Source organism: Telluria sp. PB2R4 (genome assembly GCF_059685695.1).
Genome location: NZ_JCASIC010000001.1, coordinates 230035 through 246618, shown reverse-complemented (window position 1 = coordinate 246618; position 16584 = coordinate 230035). Strand labels below are relative to the sequence as shown.

The window sequence follows — 16584 nt, the reverse complement described above, 5'->3', positions numbered from 1 at the left end:
TATCCAACAGGACCCTGCAACCCATGCAAGCACACGACAGCGTCATCCTTCACCTTGGCCTGGGCGCCTTCCACCGCGCGCACCAGGCCGCCTACCTGCAGGAGCTGATCGATCGTGACCAGGCCGGGTGGACCATCGTCGCGGCGAACATCCGTCCCGATCCGCTCGATCCCGGTGAGGCGATGCGGGCCCAGGGTTGCGCCTATACGCTGGAAACCGTCACACCCGATGGCGCCTATGCCTACCGCACCATCCGCGCCATCTCGGCCGTCCTCGCCCATGAACCGGCATTGGACGCAGTGCTCGCCGCCGGCGCCGATGCCGCCACGCGCATCATCTCGTTCACCGTCACCGAAGCCGGCTACTTCCTGGGGGCGGACGGCCAGCTGGACCTGTCCTCGCAAGACCTGCAGGACAGCCTGGCGCAAGCGCGCAATGGCAAACCGGGTGCCACCATTTACAGCGTGCTGGCCGCGATCCTGCGCGCGCGCCGCGCCGCCGATACGGGCCCGGTGACCCTGCTGTGCTGCGACAACCTGCGTCACAACGGCGACCGGGTGCGCCAGGGCTTGCGCCGGTTCCTCACGCTGGCGGGCGAAGCCGATCTCCTGGCGTGGATGGAACGGCACACCCGCTTTCCGAATTCCATGGTGGACCGCATCACGCCCCGTGCGACGCCGGAACTGCGCGCCCGTGTGCTGGCCGCCACGGGGCGCGACGATCCCGCCGCGGTGATGAGCGAATCCTATATCGAATGGGTGATCGAAGACGACTTCTGCAACGGCCGCCCGGACTGGCAAGGTGTGGGTGCGCGCATGGTGGAATCGGTGGCGCCGTTCGAAGAAGCCAAGATCCGCATCCTGAACGCGAGCCATAGCTGCATCGCCTGGGCCGGGGCCCTGCTGGGCTTTAGAACCATCCATGAAGGCATGCGCGATGCGCGCATCCGCGCCCTGGTACACGATTACGTGACCGGCGCCGTGTTCGATTGCCTGCGTCCGAGTCCGGTGGACCTGGAAGCCTACCGCGATGCCGTGATCGCGCGCTTCGCCGGCGACGCCGTGCGCGACACCGTGGACCGGGTGCTGGCCGACAGCCTGGCCAAGCTGCCGGGCTTTATCGTGCCGACCATCCGCGAACGCATGGCGCGGGGCCTCGGGCTGGAGGCGGTGGCGCCGCTGCCGGCGCTGTACCTGGCTTTCCTGTGCCGCTGGCGGGCGGGCCTGGTGCAGGCCGACTACCGCGACGCAGCGCTCGACGAGGGATTCGTGCAGCGTGTGTGCGGCGCCGGCGACCTGGTGGCGGCTTTCTGTGCGGAGCCGGCAGTGTGGGGCGAGCTGGCCGGTTCACCCGTGCTGGTGCAGGCCGTGCGCGCGGCCCAGGACAGGGTGGCGCTCAAACCAGCGCCGATGCCCGGTTCAGCACCGTCCTGAGGGCGAAGCCGGACTTGATGTGGGCCACGCCCGGGATGCGGGTGAGCGTGCGCGTCAGGAACTGGTGATAGGTCTCCAGGTCCGGCACCACCACGCGCAGGCTGTAGTCGGCGTCGCCCGTCATCAGGAAGCAGCTCATCACCTCGGGCGCGGCGACGATGGCTTCTTCGAAGCGGGCCAGCGTTTCCTCCGACTGCGAGGTCAAGGTCACCGCGACCAGCACGCTCATGCGGCCCGCCAGCCGGGCCTCATCCAGCTTGGCCACATAGCCCTGGATATACCCTGCTTCCTCCAGCCGGCGCACCCGGCGCAGGGTGGGCGTGAGCGACAGGCCGACCAGGTCGGCCAGTTCGCTCCACGCGATGCGGCCGTCCTGCGCGAGCTGGCGCAGGATTTTACGGTCGATCCTGTCGATGTCGATTTCCTTGGTCATATCCGCCTACTGTTTCTATCCGGGTGTAGCAATAAGCTCTAAAGAAGAGCACAAGTCTAACCGTTTTCAGTCCCAATCGCTCCGCCCTTGCTTCTAAAATTTCTCTCATTCGACAACAAGCATTACGGGGACAGACGATGGAACTTTCACGCAAGGCGCCGCGCGCCAGCATCTACCAGCAGGCGCAGGGCCAGGTATTCCTCACGGGGATACAGGCGCTGGTACTGCTGCCCATGCTGCAGCGCCGCCTCGACCGCGCCAACGGTCTCTCGACGGCCGGCCTGGTATCGGGCTACCGCGGCTCGCCGCTGGGCGCCTACGACCAGCAGTTGTGGAAGGCGCAGGACGATCTCGCCGCCCACGACATCGTGTTCCAGCCGGGCCTGAACGAGGACCTTGCCGCCACCGCGCTGTGGGGCGCGCAGATGCATACCGCCTTCGGGCCGGGGCGCGTGGACGGCGTGTTCGGCATCTGGTACGGCAAGGGCCCGGGCGTGGACCGTACCGGCGACGTGTTCCGCACCGCGAACATGCTCGGCACCTCGCCGCTGGGCGGCGTGCTGGCCGTATCGGGCGACGACCACGCGGCGCAGTCCTCGATGTATCCGCACCAGACCGACGGCATCTATCATGCGGCCTCGATGCCGGTCCTGCAGCCGGCCAGCGTGCGCGAAGTCATCGAGCTGGGCCTGGCGGGCATTGCCCTGTCGCGCTATTGCGGGCTGTGGGTGGGACTGAAGACCATCGCCGAAGTGGTGGAAACCGCCGCCACCTTCGACCTGCCGGATGCGCCCGTGTTCGTGGCGCCGGCGGGTCCGGCGCCTGACCATGGCTACAACTGGGATCCGAAGCTGGCCTGGCCCGGCCAGCGCGCCGAACTGGAGCGCCGCCTGATCGACGAACGGCTGCCGGCCGCGCGGGCGTGGGCGCGCGCCAACCGCATCGACCGCACGGTCGTGGAGGCGGCGCAGCGGCGCTTCGGCATCGTCACGGTGGGCAAGGCGCACCAGGACCTGATGCAGGCGTTCGCAGACCTGGGCTTGTCCACGGACGAGGTGGCCGCGATGGGTATCTCGGTCTATAAAGTGGCCATGAGCTGGCCGCTCGAAACCGACGGCGCCTGCGCCTTTGCCGGCGGCCACGAGGAAGTGCTGGTGGTGGAAGAAAAACGCAGCAATGTCGAGGCGCAGCTGAAGGACGCGCTGTATGGCCTGGAAGGCGCGGCGCGGCCGCGCGTCAGCGGTAAGGGTGCCAAGGACGGCCCCGTGCTGCCCGAGGTTTCCGAATTCACGCCGCTGATCGTGGCGCGCGCCCTGGCCGCGCGCTTCGGCGACGCGCTGCCGCTGCTGCGCGAGCGCCTGGCCGCGATCGACCGGCCGCGCGCGGCCAGGCCGGGGGCGGTGATCCCGATCCGCGCCCCCTACTTCTGCTCCGGCTGTCCGCACAACACCTCGACCCGCACGCCGGAAGGTTCGCGCAGCGGCGGCGGCATCGGCTGCCATGTGATGGCGCTGGCGCAGCCCGAGCTCAAGACCACCACCTTCTCGCAGATGGGCGGCGAAGGCGCGCAGTGGCTCGGCGCGGCGCCCTTCTCCACCACCGGGCACCTGTTCCAGAACCTGGGTGACGGCACCTACCAGCACTCCGGCCTGCTGGCCATCCGCGCCGCCGTGGCCGCCAAGGCCAATATCACCTACAAGATCCTGTACAACGACGCCGTGGCGATGACCGGCGGCCAGGCGGCCGAGGGCGCCATCGATCCGGCGCGCATCACGCGCCAGCTGCATGCGGAAGGGGTGGTTCGCATCGCCCTGGTGTCGGAGAATCCCGCCCGTTGGCGCGATGCCACGGACCTGGCGCCGGGGGTCACGGTGCACGAGCGCAGCACGCTCGACGCGGTCCAGCGCGAACTGCGGACCGTCGCGGGCGTGAGCGCCATCGTCTATGAGCAGACCTGCGCGTCCGAAAAGCGCCGCCGCCGCAAGCGCGGGCAGTTGCCGGATCCGGACAAGCGCATCTTCATCAACGAACGCGTCTGCGAGGGCTGCGGCGACTGCTCGGTACAGTCGAACTGCATCGCGATCGAACCGCTGGAAACCGATTACGGGCGCAAGCGCAAGATCAACCAGAGCGCCTGCAACAAGGATGTCTCCTGCGCCAAGGGCTTCTGCCCGAGCTTCATCGAGATCGAAGGCGCGCGCCTGCGTAAACCAGACGATGCGCGCCTGCGCACGCTGGAGGCGCGCCTGGTTCCAACCCTGCCGCTCCCACGGCTGCCGGCACTTGCCGACAGCTTCAACGTGGTCGTCACCGGCATCGGCGGCAGCGGCGTGCTGACCATGGGCGCCTTGCTGGGCGCTGCCGCCCACCTCGAGGGCAAGGCTGCCACCGTGCTCGATTTCACCGGCCTGGCGCAGAAGAACGGCGCCGTGGTCAGCCAGGTGCGTATCGCCGCCACGGCGCAGCAGATCGGCGCGGTGCGGGTCGGGCCGGGCGCGGCCGATTTGCTGCTCGGCGCGGACATCGTTGTCGCCGCCGCAAGCGACAACCTGGCGCGGCTCTCGCCCACGCGCACCGCCAGCATCGTCAACACCGACCAGACCCCGACTTCCGCCGTGGTGCGCCAGCGCGACGCCACCCAGCCGACCAGCCTGATGCTCGACCGGGTGCGCCAGCACTGCATGCCGAACGCTTTCCATGGCGTGTCCGCAAGCAGCCTGGCCCAGTCGCTGTTCGGCGACACCGTGACCGCGCACACCCTGATGCTGGGCTATGCCTGGCAGCGCGGGCTGGTGCCGCTGTCGCAGGCGGCGATCGAGCAGGCGATCGAACTCAATGGCGCTGCGGTGGCGCTGAACAAGCGGGCCTTTGCCTGGGGACGGATCGCCGCGGCCGACCCGGCCGCACTGCTTGAGGCAAGCACACCCGGCGCCCCGGCGGCCCCGCAGAGCCTGGACGAACTGCTTGCCGCACGCGCGGCCGAGCTGGCGGCCTACCAGGACGATGCCTATGCGGCGCGCTACCGCACGCTGGTGGAGCTGGCCCGCGGCGCCGAGGCACGCATTGCGCCTGCCAGCGAGGCTTTCGCCCGCAGCGTGGCGGAGAACGCCTACCGCCTGATGGCCTACAAGGACGAGTACGAAGTGGCGCGCCTGTACGGCAGCGCCGAATTCAAGGCTTCGCTGGCAGCGCAGTTCTCGGACACGCGCAGGATCTCGCTGTGGCTGGCGCCGCCGCTGCTCTCGCGCATCGACCCGGCCACGGGCCGCCCGAAAAAGCGCAAGTTCGGTCCCTGGATCCTGCCGGCCTTTACGCTGCTGGCGCGCCTGAAGTTCCTGCGTGGCGGCCGCTTCGATCCCTTCGGCCACACCGACGAGCGCCGCGCGGAACGGCGCCTCGCCGAAGACTACCTGGCAGTCATCGCCAGCACCTGCGCCACGCTCGATCGCGATGGACTGGCGCAGGCGCTGCTGCTGGCGCAGTTGCCGCAGGAGGTTCGCGGTTTCGGGCCAGTCAAGGAAGCAGCGATGCAGGCCTACTGGAACAAACAGGCGGAGTTGCTGGCAGCGCCCCAGGCCAGCCTGCGCACGGGCACCTGAGGCACCTGAGGCACCCGAGGCGGCGGCCGGGTCCTACGGCAGGACCCGGCGCGCGAAGCCGTTGAGCAGTTCGGCGTAATCGGCACTGCGGCGCAGGCTCACGCCGTGCTCGCAATCAGGCAGGCGCGCAACGCTGCCCTGCTGGGCGGCGGCGACATAGCGCGCCTCGCCGCGTACGTGGTCGGTATCGTCGTCGCCGTTGATGAACAGGGTCGGCTGGGTGATCGCGGCGAGCTTGCTGCGAAAGTCCACGCCGCGCAGGGCCGCGACGGCCTGCGGAAACACCTTCAGGCTGATCCCGGCCGCCACTGCGGCGTCGGCATCCAGGTCGTTCATGCCGAATTCGCGCAAGGTGGCGGGAATCTTGCCCTCGACCAGCTTGCGTTCGCCGAACAGGGCCAGCATGACGTGGAAGCTCAGGGACTTGACCAGGTAGGGAAACACCGGCGCGCCGCGGAACTCGTGGCTGGCCCCACCCAGCACCAGGCCCTTGAGCCGGTCCTGGGGCAGCGCCGCGGCCGCCGCCTGGGACGTGTAGCTGCCGAGCGAGTCGCCCGCCACGATGAAAGGCGCGTCGCCCAGTTCGCGCGCCGCCGCGACCACCGTATCGATTCCGCCCTGCAGCGTATAGGCCTCGTGCTGGCGCGCGCCGTGGCCTGGCAAGTCGGGCGTGAGCACGCGCAGGCGCGGGTCGATCAGGCGGCGCACCGGATCCCAGGAGCGTCCGTTCATGGTAGCCCCGTGGACGAGGATGACGGCGGGTTGGTCGGTATGCATGGTGTCTCCCCATTTGTTTTATATGAAAAACATATCATACAGGTCGGGTGATACCGAGGCTAAATCACCCCTCGCACCCTGTATCTTCGCCGCCACGTGTTAAACATGTTTGATAGGTTTAACAGCTCGGCGTATTCTCGGACCATACTGACGAACAGATCCTCATTAAGGACGCAGAATGACTTCGAGACACCCTTTTACCCCGTTCGGCCCCGTGGAGTCTGTCATCGCGCCGCTGCGCGAACGCTACGGCGACCGGGTCAGCGTCGTGCAAGCCGTACGCGAACAGCATGCGCGCGGCGAAGGCCTGGCCACCAGCATGGCCCCGGACGTCGTCGTCTGGCCGCTCGACAAGCAGGAAGTCTGTGCGATCCTGGCCCTGTGCAACCAGAACCGCGTGCCGGTCATTGCCTTCGGCGCCGGCAGCTCGCTGGAAGGGCACGTCAGCGCGCCGTTCGGCGGCGTGTGCATCGACATGTCGCGCATGGACGCGGTCATCGCCATCAATGCCGAAGACACCGATTGCGTGGTCCAGCCGGGCATCACCCGCGAGGCCCTCAACGCCCACCTGAAGGGCACCGGCCTGTTCTTCCCGGTCGACCCCGGCGCCAACGCCACCATCGGCGGCATGGTCTCGACCCGCGCCTCCGGCACCACCACCCTGCGCTACGGCTCGATGGCGCACAACGTCCAGTGCCTGGAAGTGGCGCTGGCCGACGGCCGCCTGGTGCGGATCGGCAGCCGCGCCCGCAAATCCTCGGCCGGCTACGACCTGGTGCACCTGCTCACCGGCTCCGAAGGCACGCTGGGCATCATCACCGAAATCACCCTGCGCCTGCATCCGCTGCCGGCCGAAGTGGCCGCGGCCAGCTGCGCCTTTCCCAGCCTCGAAGCGGCGGTCGATGCGGTCACCGAATTGTCGATGTCGGGCGTGCCGTTTGCGCGCATCGAATTCCTCGACGAGCACCAGGTACGCGCCTGCAACCAGCACTCGCACCTGGGCCTGGCCGAGCTGCCGACCCTGTTCCTGGAATTCCACGGCACCCCGCTGGCGGTCAAGGAGCAGGCCGAACTGGCGCAGGAAGTCTGCGCCGGTTATGGCTGCACCAATTTCGAATGGGCGACGCGCCCCGAAGACCGCTCGCGCCTGTGGCATGCGCGCCACCTGGCCTATTTCGCCGCCCTGGCCCTGCGCCCGGGCTGCGTGAGCGTGGTGGCCGACATCTGCGTGCCGATGTCGGCGCTGGCCCAGAGCGTGGCCGAAGCGCGCGCCATGATCGATGCCGAGGGCCTGGTCGCCCCGATCCTCGGCCACGTCGGCGACGGCAACTTCCACGTGCTGTTCATGCCGATGCCGGACAACCCGGAAGAACATGCGGCCGTCGACCGCGTGTACGCGGCGATGGTGGACCGCGCCCTTTCGGTCGGCGGCACCTGCACCGGCGAGCACGGGATCGGCATGGGCAAGAAATCCAAGCTGCTGCTCGAATATGGCGGCGAGGTCGTCGGCCTGATGCAGTCGATCAAGCAGGCGTGGGACCCGAACGGGATCCTCAACCCTGGAAAAATCTTTCGTAGGGTGGGCAGGTCCCCTGCCCACGCGTTCAAATTGCGCTTGCATGTCGCAAGATCGTATCCATGTGCAAGTGTCGGTTGAACGCTACAAACCCGGTAACACCGCAGTACCAGGTAACACCATAACTATATAGATCCATAAAATTGGAGACACTCATGCACCACGCACCGCGCTTTGCCCGTACCGCCACCGCCGCCGCCGTCTCGCTCCTGTGCGCGCTGGCCGCCCTACCCGCTTCGGCCCAGCAGCAGCCACAGAGCGACGACGGCATCGACAAGGTCATCGTCACCGCGCAAAAGCGCGCGCAGGCGGCGATCGACGTGCCGGCCTCGGTCACCTCGGTCAAGACCGAGCAGCTGGCCAAGGACGGCAAGGTCCGCCTGGAAGACTACGTGGCCCAGGTGCCGGGCATGTCGCTGTCCTCGTACCGCCAGGGCTTCACGCAAGTGACGCTGCGCGGCATCAGTACGGGCGTGAACCAGCCGGCGTCCACCACCGCCTTCTACATCGACGAAGCGCCGATCGGCTCGGTGAACGCCTACGCCGCCGGCAGCGCGGTCACCCCGGACATCGACCCGGCCGAACTGCAGCGCGTCGAGATCCTGAAGGGCCCGCAAGGCACCCTGTACGGCGCCGGCGCCATGGGCGGCCTGGTGCGCTACGTGACATCCCCGCCCGACTTCAGGAGCATGCGCGGCAGCGTCACCCTGGGCGCCAATTCCGTGAAAGGCGGCGGCAATGGCAAGAATGCCCGCGCCGCGCTGAACATCCCGTTCGGCGAGCAGGACATGGCGCTGCGCGTGTCGGCGTTCAGCCGCACCGATGCCGGCTACATTGACCAGACCAGCGGCCGCAAGGACGTCAACGAAGCCAAGGTCGAAGGCGGCCGCATCGCCTTCAACTGGCTGGTCAACAACGACTGGAAGCTGAGCGCCTTCGCGCTGACGCAGAAGGTGAAATCCACCGGCAACACCATCGTCGACCTTGACCCCATGTCCCTGCGCCCGCTGCACGGCGAGCTGACCCAGAAGCGCTTCACCGACGAGCTGTCCTCCGCCAGCCTGGAAGTCGGCAACATCACCCTCAACGGCCAGCTCGGCGACTTCGAGCTGGTGTCCTCGACCACGGTGCAGAACGTCGATGCCGCGCAGGGAGCGGACGGCAGCTTCGGCTACGGCGTCGCGCTGGGCGCGGCCTTCGGGATTCCGAACCTGGGCATCGCCTCGACCCAGTACACCAACACCCACCGGGTGTCGCAGGAACTGCGCCTGCGCTCGACCGCCTTCGACGACCGTCTCGAATACGAAGGCGGCCTGTATTACACCAACGAAGACAGCGGCAACCGCATTCCCGGCTTCCGCCCGTTCTCGACCACGACTGGCGCCGATATCCCGCTGCCGAGCATCGTCAAGGCCTCGATCGACAGCAAGTACAAGGAGTACTCGGTGTTCGCCAACGCCACCTACGCCATCACGCCGCAGTTCGACGTGCTGGCCGGTATCCGCCACGGCCGCGACAAACAGGTCTATGCCCAGAACTACAGCGGCCTGCTGGTGGGCCCGACCCCGGTGATCTTCGATTCCGGTTCCGAGGAAAGCAAGACCACCTACCTGGCCACCGCCCGCTACAAGCCGTCCGCGACCACCGCGATGTATGCGCGCGTGGCGACCGGCTTCCGTCCGGGCGGCCCGAACGCCGTGCCTCCGACCTCAGCCACGCTCGCGCCCCTGACCTTCGCGCCGGACACCCTGACCAGCTATGAAATCGGCTACAAGTCGGTGATCGACGAAGGCCGCCTGTCGATCGAGGCGGCCCTGTTCTCGACCGATTGGGACGGCATCCAGATCCAGACCAGCGCCGCCGGCTTCAACTTCCTGGTCAATGGCGGCTCGGCGCGCAGCCGCGGCGCCGAACTGGCCCTGTCCTATTTCCCGGTCAAGGGCCTGTCGCTGCGCGGCTCGCTCGGCTACACCCAAGCGGAGCTGACCGAGAACGCACCGGCCGCCGGCGGCCTGGATGGCGACCGCCTGCCGTTCGTGCCGAAAACGACCGCCTCGATCGGCGCCAACTACCAGTTCCCGGTCACCGCAGGCTGGACCGGCTACGCCGGCGGCACCGTCAACTACACCGGCGAGCGCCGCTCCGACTTCAGCCAGCGCGCCGCCAAGGACGTGCCGTCCTACACCACCGTGAACCTGAGCGCCGGCATCGAGAACGGCAACTGGCGCCTGGCCTTCTACGGCAAGAACCTGACCGACGACGACGGCATCACCTACCTCAAGTCGCAGAGCCTCGCCCCAACCGGCAGCCCGTTCGGCGGCGCCTACATCGCGCCGCGCACCTTCGGCGCGGACCTGAGCTACCGCTTCTGATCGGAACCGCCATGCACGACGACGCCATCCTGCACTACCACACCGGCCCGGACCTGGTCCTGGCCGGCGGCGCGGTCCTCCCCGCGCCCACCACCGCCTACCGCAGCATGGGCCGGCTCAACGCCGACGGGACCAATGCGGTACTGGTCCTGCACGGCTACACCACCGGCCCCACGATGCTGGACCGCGACGCCAACGTGGCCGAAGGCTCGTGGAGCGAACTGGTGGGCCCGGGCAAGCCGATCGACACCGAGCGCTACTTCGTGGTGTGCCCGAACATGCTGGGTTCCTGCTACGGCTCGACCGGGCCGGCCAGCATCGATCCGGCCACCGGGCGCCCCTACGGCACCGACTTCCCCGCAATTACCGCGGAAGACATCATCCGTGTGCAGAAGGCGCTGCTCGATGCGCTCGGCGTGCGCAAGCTGGCGGCCGTGGTCGGGCCGTCCTTCGGCGCCTACCAGTCCTTCCAGTGGGCGGTGAGCTACCCCGACATGGTCGAGCGGGTGGCCGCGGCCGTCGGCGCGCCATGGCACCCGGGCGCGCCCGGCACCGCGGACGCGATCCTCGCGTCGCTGTCAGCTACGCCCGGCTGGGAAGCGTGGGTCGCGGGCGACCGTGACGCCATGTTCGACACCCTCGTGGCGATGCGCACCGATACCCTGAACAAGTATGGCGTCGAAGTCGAACTGCAGCAGCGCATTCCCGATCCGACCGCGCGCGCCCAGGAAGTCGACCGCCTGGCGCGCGAATGGGCGGAGGCGTTCGACCCGATGTCGCTGGTGGTGCTGATGCGCGCCGCCGAGACCTTCGACGTGCGCGCGCAGCTCGGCGCCATCCGCGCGCCGGTGATGTACGTGATCTCGCGCACCGACCCGATGTTCTCGCCCGCATTGGCGCGCAAGGTGGCGGCATTGCCGCATACCGGCAGCTGGTCCTACGTGGAACTGGACAGCGAAAAGGGGCACTTCGCCTCCGGCGCCGACGCCGCGCTGTGGGCCGACGACCTGCGCCGCTTCATGGACACGGACCCCGCAGCCTGGGCGCCGTCCGGATTCAACGCACTGAAAACCGAGGTGGCCGCATGAAGTCCACGATGAATACGGCGATGACCGATACGATGGACGCCCCCGTCCTGCCGGCCGGCGACGTGCCGGCCGCGCCCCGCCAGTTCAGCGACGCCTACCGCACCTATGTGCTGGTGGCGCTCGCCGTGGTGGGCTTCATGTGCTCGGTCGACAAGGTCGTGATCTCCATGTTCATGGAGCCGATCAAGAAGGAATTCCTGCTCAGCGACACCCAGCTCGGCCTGATGACGGGCCTGGCCTTCGCGCTGCTGGGCGGCCTGGTGTCGATCCCGCTGGCGCGCATGGCCGACCGCGGCAACCGCAAGTGGATCATCTTCCTCAGCTTCGTGGTCTGGACCTTCATGACCGGCATCTCCGGCATGGCCACCAGTTTCATGTTCCTGCTGGCCGCGCGCATCGGCGTGGGCGTGGGCGAAGCCGGCTGCGTGCCTGCGTCGCACTCGATGCTGGGAGACTACTACCCGCGCGAGCTGCGCGGGCGCGCCTACGGCGCCCACTTCTCGGGCGTTTACCTCGGCATGCTGGGCGGGATGCTGGGCGGCGGCATCCTGGTGCAGACCGTCGGCTGGCGCATGGGCTTCATCATCCTGGGCGTGGCCGGCATGGTCATGGCCTTGATCTTCCACTTCACCGTGCGCGAGCCGCTGCGCGTGGACCAGCCGCCGCCCTCCGCCCTGGAAGCTGGTGGCAAACCGAGCGTCTGGACCCAGCTGGGCGACCTGCGCTGCTTCTTCATGCTGGTGTTCGCCTTTGCATTCGTCGGCCTGGCCGGCGCGGTGGCGTCCTGGCTGCCGAGCTACTTCGAGCGTGCCTTCGCCATGAGCCCGATGGCGATCGGCCTGGGGCTCGGCCTGGCGATCGGCCTGTCCAGCGGTATCGGCGCCCTGGTCGGCGGCCAGCTCACGGTGAAATACGCGAAAGGCTCGCGTACCTGGGGAGCGCGCTACTCGGCCTTCATCAGCTGGGGCGTGCTGCTGCCCCTGATCGGCAGCTTCTATGTGCCGAACCCGATCGCCGCCATGGGCCTGCTCTGCCTGGCCTTCCTGTCGGCCGGGACCCTCGCCGGACCCGTGTTCGGCACCGTGCAGGATCTGGTCTCGCCCCAGGCCCGTGCGACGGCGGTGGCGATCATCGGCGTGGTCGGTGTCGTCATCGGCCAGGGGCTCGGACCGGTGCTGGTCGGCGTGCTGAGCGACGCGTTCGCCTCGAACGGCGATGTCAGCGGCCTGCGCCTGTCGATGACCCTGGTCGCGCTGATCAACATCTTCACCGGGCTGTTCTTCTGGACCCTGTCGCGCCGCATCGGCAAGGTCTACCCGGCCTTACCCGCTGCCGTTTGACAGCGCTTGCCATAATAGTTAGGCTGCAACGATGAACCAGCTCGCCCCGCTCCACTCGCTCGAACGCCCCACCCTGTCGGCCCAGGTGGCTCGCCACCTGCTGGCGCTCGTCAACCGCGAGCAGCTGCGGCCCGGCGACATGGTGCCAAGCGAAGTGCAGATCGGGCTGGAGCTGAAGGTCAGCCGCGGCAGCGTGCGCGAAGCCTACCGCACGCTGGCCGCCCTCGGGATCCTGGAAATCGAGGGCGGGCGCAAGCCGCGACTGAAGGCCATCGACCCGCACGTGCTGGCCCAGGTGTTCGACTATGCACTCACCACCGCCCAGGTGAGCGTGGCGCACGTCATCGAAACCCGGCGCGCGATCGAGCTGCAGACAGCCCAGCTGGCGGCGCGCTACGCCACGCCCGAGCAGCGCCAGCAGCTGCGCGAGCTGGTGGCGCAGATGCGCTCGGCGGGCTCCGACCATGCCCGCCGGGTCGCCTGCGACACCGCGATCCACACCGTGATCGCGGAAGCCAGCGGCAATCCGCTCAACAGCATCCTGCTGGCCGCGCTGCGCACGCCGGTCGAGGCGTCGTCCAGCATCCACTTCGACGACCGCCGCAGCGAGAGCGAACTGACGCGCGTGATCGACGCGCACGAAGCCGTGGTCGACCGCATCTGCTCCGGCGACGCCATGGGGGCTGTTTCGGCCATGACCTACCACTTCGACATCTCGATCGTCCATGTGGCGCGGCGCGAAAGCGGCGAGGCACGGGACGTCCCGGCAACCGCCGTCAACAGTTAATCAAGGGCTAGTCGCGTTGTCGAGCGATCGCTGAGGTCAGGTAGACTGTGGCGCCGTGGGAGGGCATTCCCCCATGCTCAGCTCCCGTCTCCGAAGCCGGTTTTTCCTATTGAGAGCCGGGCTAGGTTCAATGGAGTTTAGCAACGTGCATCTGCTTTATAACGATAGTAACGGGCCAGACAGCGCTAGGCGATACCCCAAGATGCCTTTGAGCCCGTTTCCCTGTATCTTCCTGTCTTCGCCCTCGAATAAAACGCCCCTGAAATGAGAGCGTATTTTTTCAAAATCGTTTGGCTTTCCGAATACTGAACGGCGCGATTAACTCCCACTCGATCATCAATAGATGAGCTAACGCTTTGATTCTACTCTTGCTTTTGGCATGGATGTCCATCAATACCATGAACGATACCATGACAAGTGAAGAGCTACCGCTTGGCCATAACGTCAACTGTCCAGCGTGCCAAATCGCTAGGAGCACCTGCCGACAGGCTTCCGGCGACCTCGTTGTACGGATCCGACGGTGTCCGCCATCTCTCCTATGAAGAATGTCGATTTTATCGATTACCCACACTCCTACCCACACGACAAGTTGGCGCTACGTTGAGTATTAGTACAGCCTTGAGCAAAGGTATCATCACCACCCAGTAACGCGCAATGCCTTGTTTTTTGGGTGGAGGTAGTGCGGCTACGACGGCTTTGACGAGGTTTATTTTCGTCGAAAACCGGATCGTAGTCGGGGGGATCACGCCCATGCATCTCAGTGCGTTGAGCTTGATAAACTCGGATATGGTTACCTCCCTGCCGGACTGGGAAAAGGCCACGCCTGTAAATCTAAAAAGCATCAGGAATCGGTGCATCCGGGTCCTGCGGTGTCCACCAGCTCTTCTGCGAAAAATTGCGATTTTCAAATCTGTACGCACTCCGCGCTCCTACCTCATGGGACACGATCCGGACGGTCTTGAACGTGCCGGCAGTACGATAGCGGATTAGATGTTTTCGCTAGGGCCGTTTGCACCATTAGCTCGATCCCACCGTCTCGGTTTTCAGACAATCCCCACTTACCATACGCTAAGTAAGGTAGCGTTATCCCGTCAGTGCATTTTTAGTCGAATCTGTAAAATCCATTGCAGCAGTCTTTGATGCCTACTTAACATTGGTGGCGTGAGATCCAACTAGTCGTCCAGTACAGCTGCCATAGCACGACTGTACTGAAATTGTAGTCGACACACTCGGGCTAGAATCACGATTTTCGTACTGATAACAAAATTCACCCACTGTTATCCTTGCCTTTACCAGGCTTGGAAGCTACCGAAACACTCCATCAAGTTCGGCAGCTAAAAAGCCCCCCGATTTGCAATTGGACAGCATAAAGACATTCACGCAAAGACGCTCGATCCGCGTCGGGATACAAATCAAGCTGCCGTAGACGGCGGCGAAAATTGTCCAGTTGAGCTACCTAATTAACAAATGAAGAACAAGACAGTGCTGCTTGCCGGCTTCGAGCCGTTCAATCACGCGGCCATTAACCCGGCCTGGGAGGCGGTACGCCTGTTCGGGCGCAGCACGGATGAGGGCTACCAAACGAAGGTGCTCAAGCTGCCCTGTGTGTTTGGGGAAGCTATCGAGACTCTCACACGCGCGGTGGACCAACATAATCCGGATCTCGTCATTGTGGTCGGACAAGCTAGTGGGCGTCCCGGCATTTCGGTAGAGCGCGTTGCGATCAACGTGGACGATGCGTCTATCCGCGATAACGCTGGTCGGCAGCCCGTCGATATTCCGGTCGTGGCCGGCGGTCCGGCAGCATATTTTTCTACCTTGCCCATTAAGGCTATCGTGCGCGCGTTGCGCGGGCGCGGACTCGTGGCAGGTGTCTCACAGACAGCCGGTACCTTTGTCTGCAATCACGTGTTCTACGGCCTAATGAATCACGTGGCGGAACGCGGCTTGAAGGCAGGTTTCATCCATGTGCCGCTGTTCCCAGAACAAGCCGCTGCGCATCCAGACAAGCCGGTGTCGATGAGACTGGAAGATATCGTTGCAAGTATTGAAATAGCGGTAACGGTTGCGCTGGCACAGGAACATGATGTCGTCGAAAGCGGCGGTGCCACTCACTAATCGATGCTTGATGCCAGCGGTGAAAGATAATGATCTTACCAACCAAAGCCTTGATAATGTTCAACATGAACTACCAATGCGCTCGTTCCGGACGTTTTCACGTTCCTACATAATGTGATGGCAAGACACAGCATCGATGCCTGAATCGCCCCCCCGGATTTTGTAGAAGCTCCATTGTTTTGGAGAACGGAGCGATGAAGAAGCAACCCGAGTATTCCCCTAAGTCATCAAGCATGCCGTGCCAGCTTGACGAAGTGCTGAGCGTCAACATTGAGCGAGTTTGGCAAGCAAACCTGCAGGATTAAGGTGCCGACAAAGTATGGCGCCAACTTCGACGTGAGGGAACTGAGGTGGGCCGCTGCACTATGGAGTGCTTGATGCCTACGGCCCGCCTGCGTGACGTCATGCGCGGCAAGGTCGTGCGGATGACCGTTCCTGATGCGTTAGCGGTTCCTGAACGGTGTTCTTGATCTAATTCGTCAAGCGAGGGCACCTCCCAGGTTGTGGCGTTGTTTGTGAGCGCCTATAAGAGCTTAGTTGCCGAGGGCCTGATCCAGGAGCGGTTTGGCGACACTTGCGTCGATCGGGACGTGATCGATGGCAACGTCGGCACAGACCTTCCGTTGTATATTATGGGACGCTCACGCAAACCGGGGTTTGGCCTTTCGAGAATAACATCTTGTCGTGTGACTAAGACGAGGTGTTTGACGTCATCGAGTTTCTGTTCGACCATGCCTCAGCTGGCACTAAGGGGTATCACCACCAGTTAATGATTGTGCTCGCATTACAGCCAGTTCAAACAAGCCACAGGCCAAGCGACGTTCAGGAAAGCAATGAATGAGATCGTTTGCGAATACGGTAGCGGATTGGAACTTTCGCCTCACGGAGAGATCATAGCGCTCGCTGAGAAAGGCTTGGAGCGCTTTTCGGCGCGTCACTCCCCTCGGCGGATCCGAAGATTATTGTAGCGCGCGTAGATACCGCCATTTCGAAGTTTCGCCGCCACTCGTCGACAGGAAAAACTCGGCGTGATGCGTTCGCGACTTGGGATGCGTGCTTGA

The 16584-nt window shown here is 65.4% G+C and carries 10 protein-coding genes and 1 pseudogene; 9 read left to right on the top strand and 2 right to left on the bottom strand.

Translation table 11 applies throughout. The features are described from left to right. The first annotated feature begins 23 nt into the window (after positions 1-23). A complete protein-coding gene (dalD, locus tag AC56LU_RS01085) occupies positions 24-1433 on the top strand; it encodes a D-arabinitol 4-dehydrogenase (protein WP_497173739.1) in 1410 nt (469 codons plus the stop codon). Here dalD and AC56LU_RS01080 read toward each other — a convergent pair. Beyond that, entirely contained in the window at positions 1396-1866 is a 471-nt protein-coding gene (locus AC56LU_RS01080; protein ID WP_497173738.1) for an Lrp/AsnC family transcriptional regulator, read from the bottom strand. The genes dalD and AC56LU_RS01080 overlap by 38 nt on opposite strands. A gap of 137 nt (positions 1867-2003) precedes the next feature. Here AC56LU_RS01080 and AC56LU_RS01075 point away from each other — a divergent pair, with 137 nt between their 5' ends. Then, complete coding sequence (locus tag AC56LU_RS01075; protein WP_497173737.1) at positions 2004-5465, top strand: indolepyruvate ferredoxin oxidoreductase family protein; 3462 nt, start codon at positions 2004-2006, stop codon at positions 5463-5465. A 33-nt stretch (positions 5466-5498) separates the two neighbouring features. On the opposite strand, the gene AC56LU_RS01070 is transcribed toward AC56LU_RS01075, so the two are convergent. Then, the gene (locus AC56LU_RS01070; RefSeq protein WP_497173736.1) at positions 5499-6242 is read right to left on the bottom strand and encodes an alpha/beta fold hydrolase; all 744 of its coding nucleotides are present in this window, start codon (positions 6240-6242) and stop codon (positions 5499-5501) included. A gap of 178 nt (positions 6243-6420) precedes the next feature. On the opposite strand from AC56LU_RS01070, the gene AC56LU_RS01065 reads away from it, so the two are divergent. The 7 genes and pseudogenes from AC56LU_RS01065 to AC56LU_RS01035 form a co-directional block, all read left to right on the top strand. Continuing rightward, positions 6421-7899 (top strand): FAD-binding oxidoreductase, encoded by a 1479-nt coding sequence (locus AC56LU_RS01065; RefSeq protein ID WP_497173735.1) that lies wholly within the window; start codon positions 6421-6423, stop codon positions 7897-7899. 74 nt (positions 7900-7973) lie between these two features. Continuing rightward, positions 7974-10190 (top strand): TonB-dependent receptor, encoded by a 2217-nt coding sequence (locus tag AC56LU_RS01060; protein ID WP_497173734.1) that lies wholly within the window; start codon positions 7974-7976, stop codon positions 10188-10190. 11 nt (positions 10191-10201) lie between these two features. Next, a complete protein-coding gene (locus tag AC56LU_RS01055) occupies positions 10202-11278 on the top strand; it encodes an alpha/beta fold hydrolase (RefSeq protein ID WP_497173733.1) in 1077 nt (358 codons plus the stop codon). Beyond that, positions 11275-12618, top strand: a complete 1344-nt coding sequence (locus AC56LU_RS01050; protein ID WP_497173732.1) for an MFS transporter — start codon at positions 11275-11277, stop codon at positions 12616-12618. Before AC56LU_RS01055 ends, AC56LU_RS01050 begins: the two co-directional genes overlap by 4 nt. Before the next feature lie 31 nt (positions 12619-12649). Beyond that, complete coding sequence (locus tag AC56LU_RS01045) at positions 12650-13405, top strand: FadR/GntR family transcriptional regulator (RefSeq protein WP_497173731.1); 756 nt, start codon at positions 12650-12652, stop codon at positions 13403-13405. Positions 13406-14872: 1467 nt separating this feature from the next. Then, positions 14873-15523, top strand: coding sequence for a pyroglutamyl-peptidase I (gene pcp, locus AC56LU_RS01040; RefSeq protein WP_497173730.1), 651 nt, complete (start codon positions 14873-14875; stop codon positions 15521-15523). Positions 15524-15765: 242 nt separating this feature from the next. Continuing rightward, positions 15766-15972 (top strand): annotated as a pseudogene (locus AC56LU_RS01035) (IS3 family transposase); the annotation flags it as partial. Positions 15973-16584 lie beyond the last annotated feature (612 nt).

Bases quoted from the DNA above. Each gene is read 5' to 3' on its own strand.
- AC56LU_RS01080 (WP_497173738.1), bottom strand. From the start codon at position 1,866: ATGACCAAGGAAATCGACATCGACAGGATCGACCGTAAAATCCTGCGC.
- AC56LU_RS01045 (WP_497173731.1), top strand. From the start codon at position 12,650: ATGAACCAGCTCGCCCCGCTCCACTCGCTCGAACGCCCCACCCTGTCG.
- AC56LU_RS01060 (WP_497173734.1), top strand. From the start codon at position 7,974: ATGCACCACGCACCGCGCTTTGCCCGTACCGCCACCGCCGCCGCCGTC.
- AC56LU_RS01070 (WP_497173736.1), bottom strand. From the start codon at position 6,242: ATGCATACCGACCAACCCGCCGTCATCCTCGTCCACGGGGCTACCATG.
- AC56LU_RS01065 (WP_497173735.1), top strand. From the start codon at position 6,421: ATGACTTCGAGACACCCTTTTACCCCGTTCGGCCCCGTGGAGTCTGTC.
- pcp (WP_497173730.1), top strand. From the start codon at position 14,873: ATGAAGAACAAGACAGTGCTGCTTGCCGGCTTCGAGCCGTTCAATCAC.
- AC56LU_RS01075 (WP_497173737.1), top strand. From the start codon at position 2,004: ATGGAACTTTCACGCAAGGCGCCGCGCGCCAGCATCTACCAGCAGGCG.
- dalD (WP_497173739.1), top strand. From the start codon at position 24: ATGCAAGCACACGACAGCGTCATCCTTCACCTTGGCCTGGGCGCCTTC.
- AC56LU_RS01055 (WP_497173733.1), top strand. From the start codon at position 10,202: ATGCACGACGACGCCATCCTGCACTACCACACCGGCCCGGACCTGGTC.
- AC56LU_RS01050 (WP_497173732.1), top strand. From the start codon at position 11,275: ATGAAGTCCACGATGAATACGGCGATGACCGATACGATGGACGCCCCC.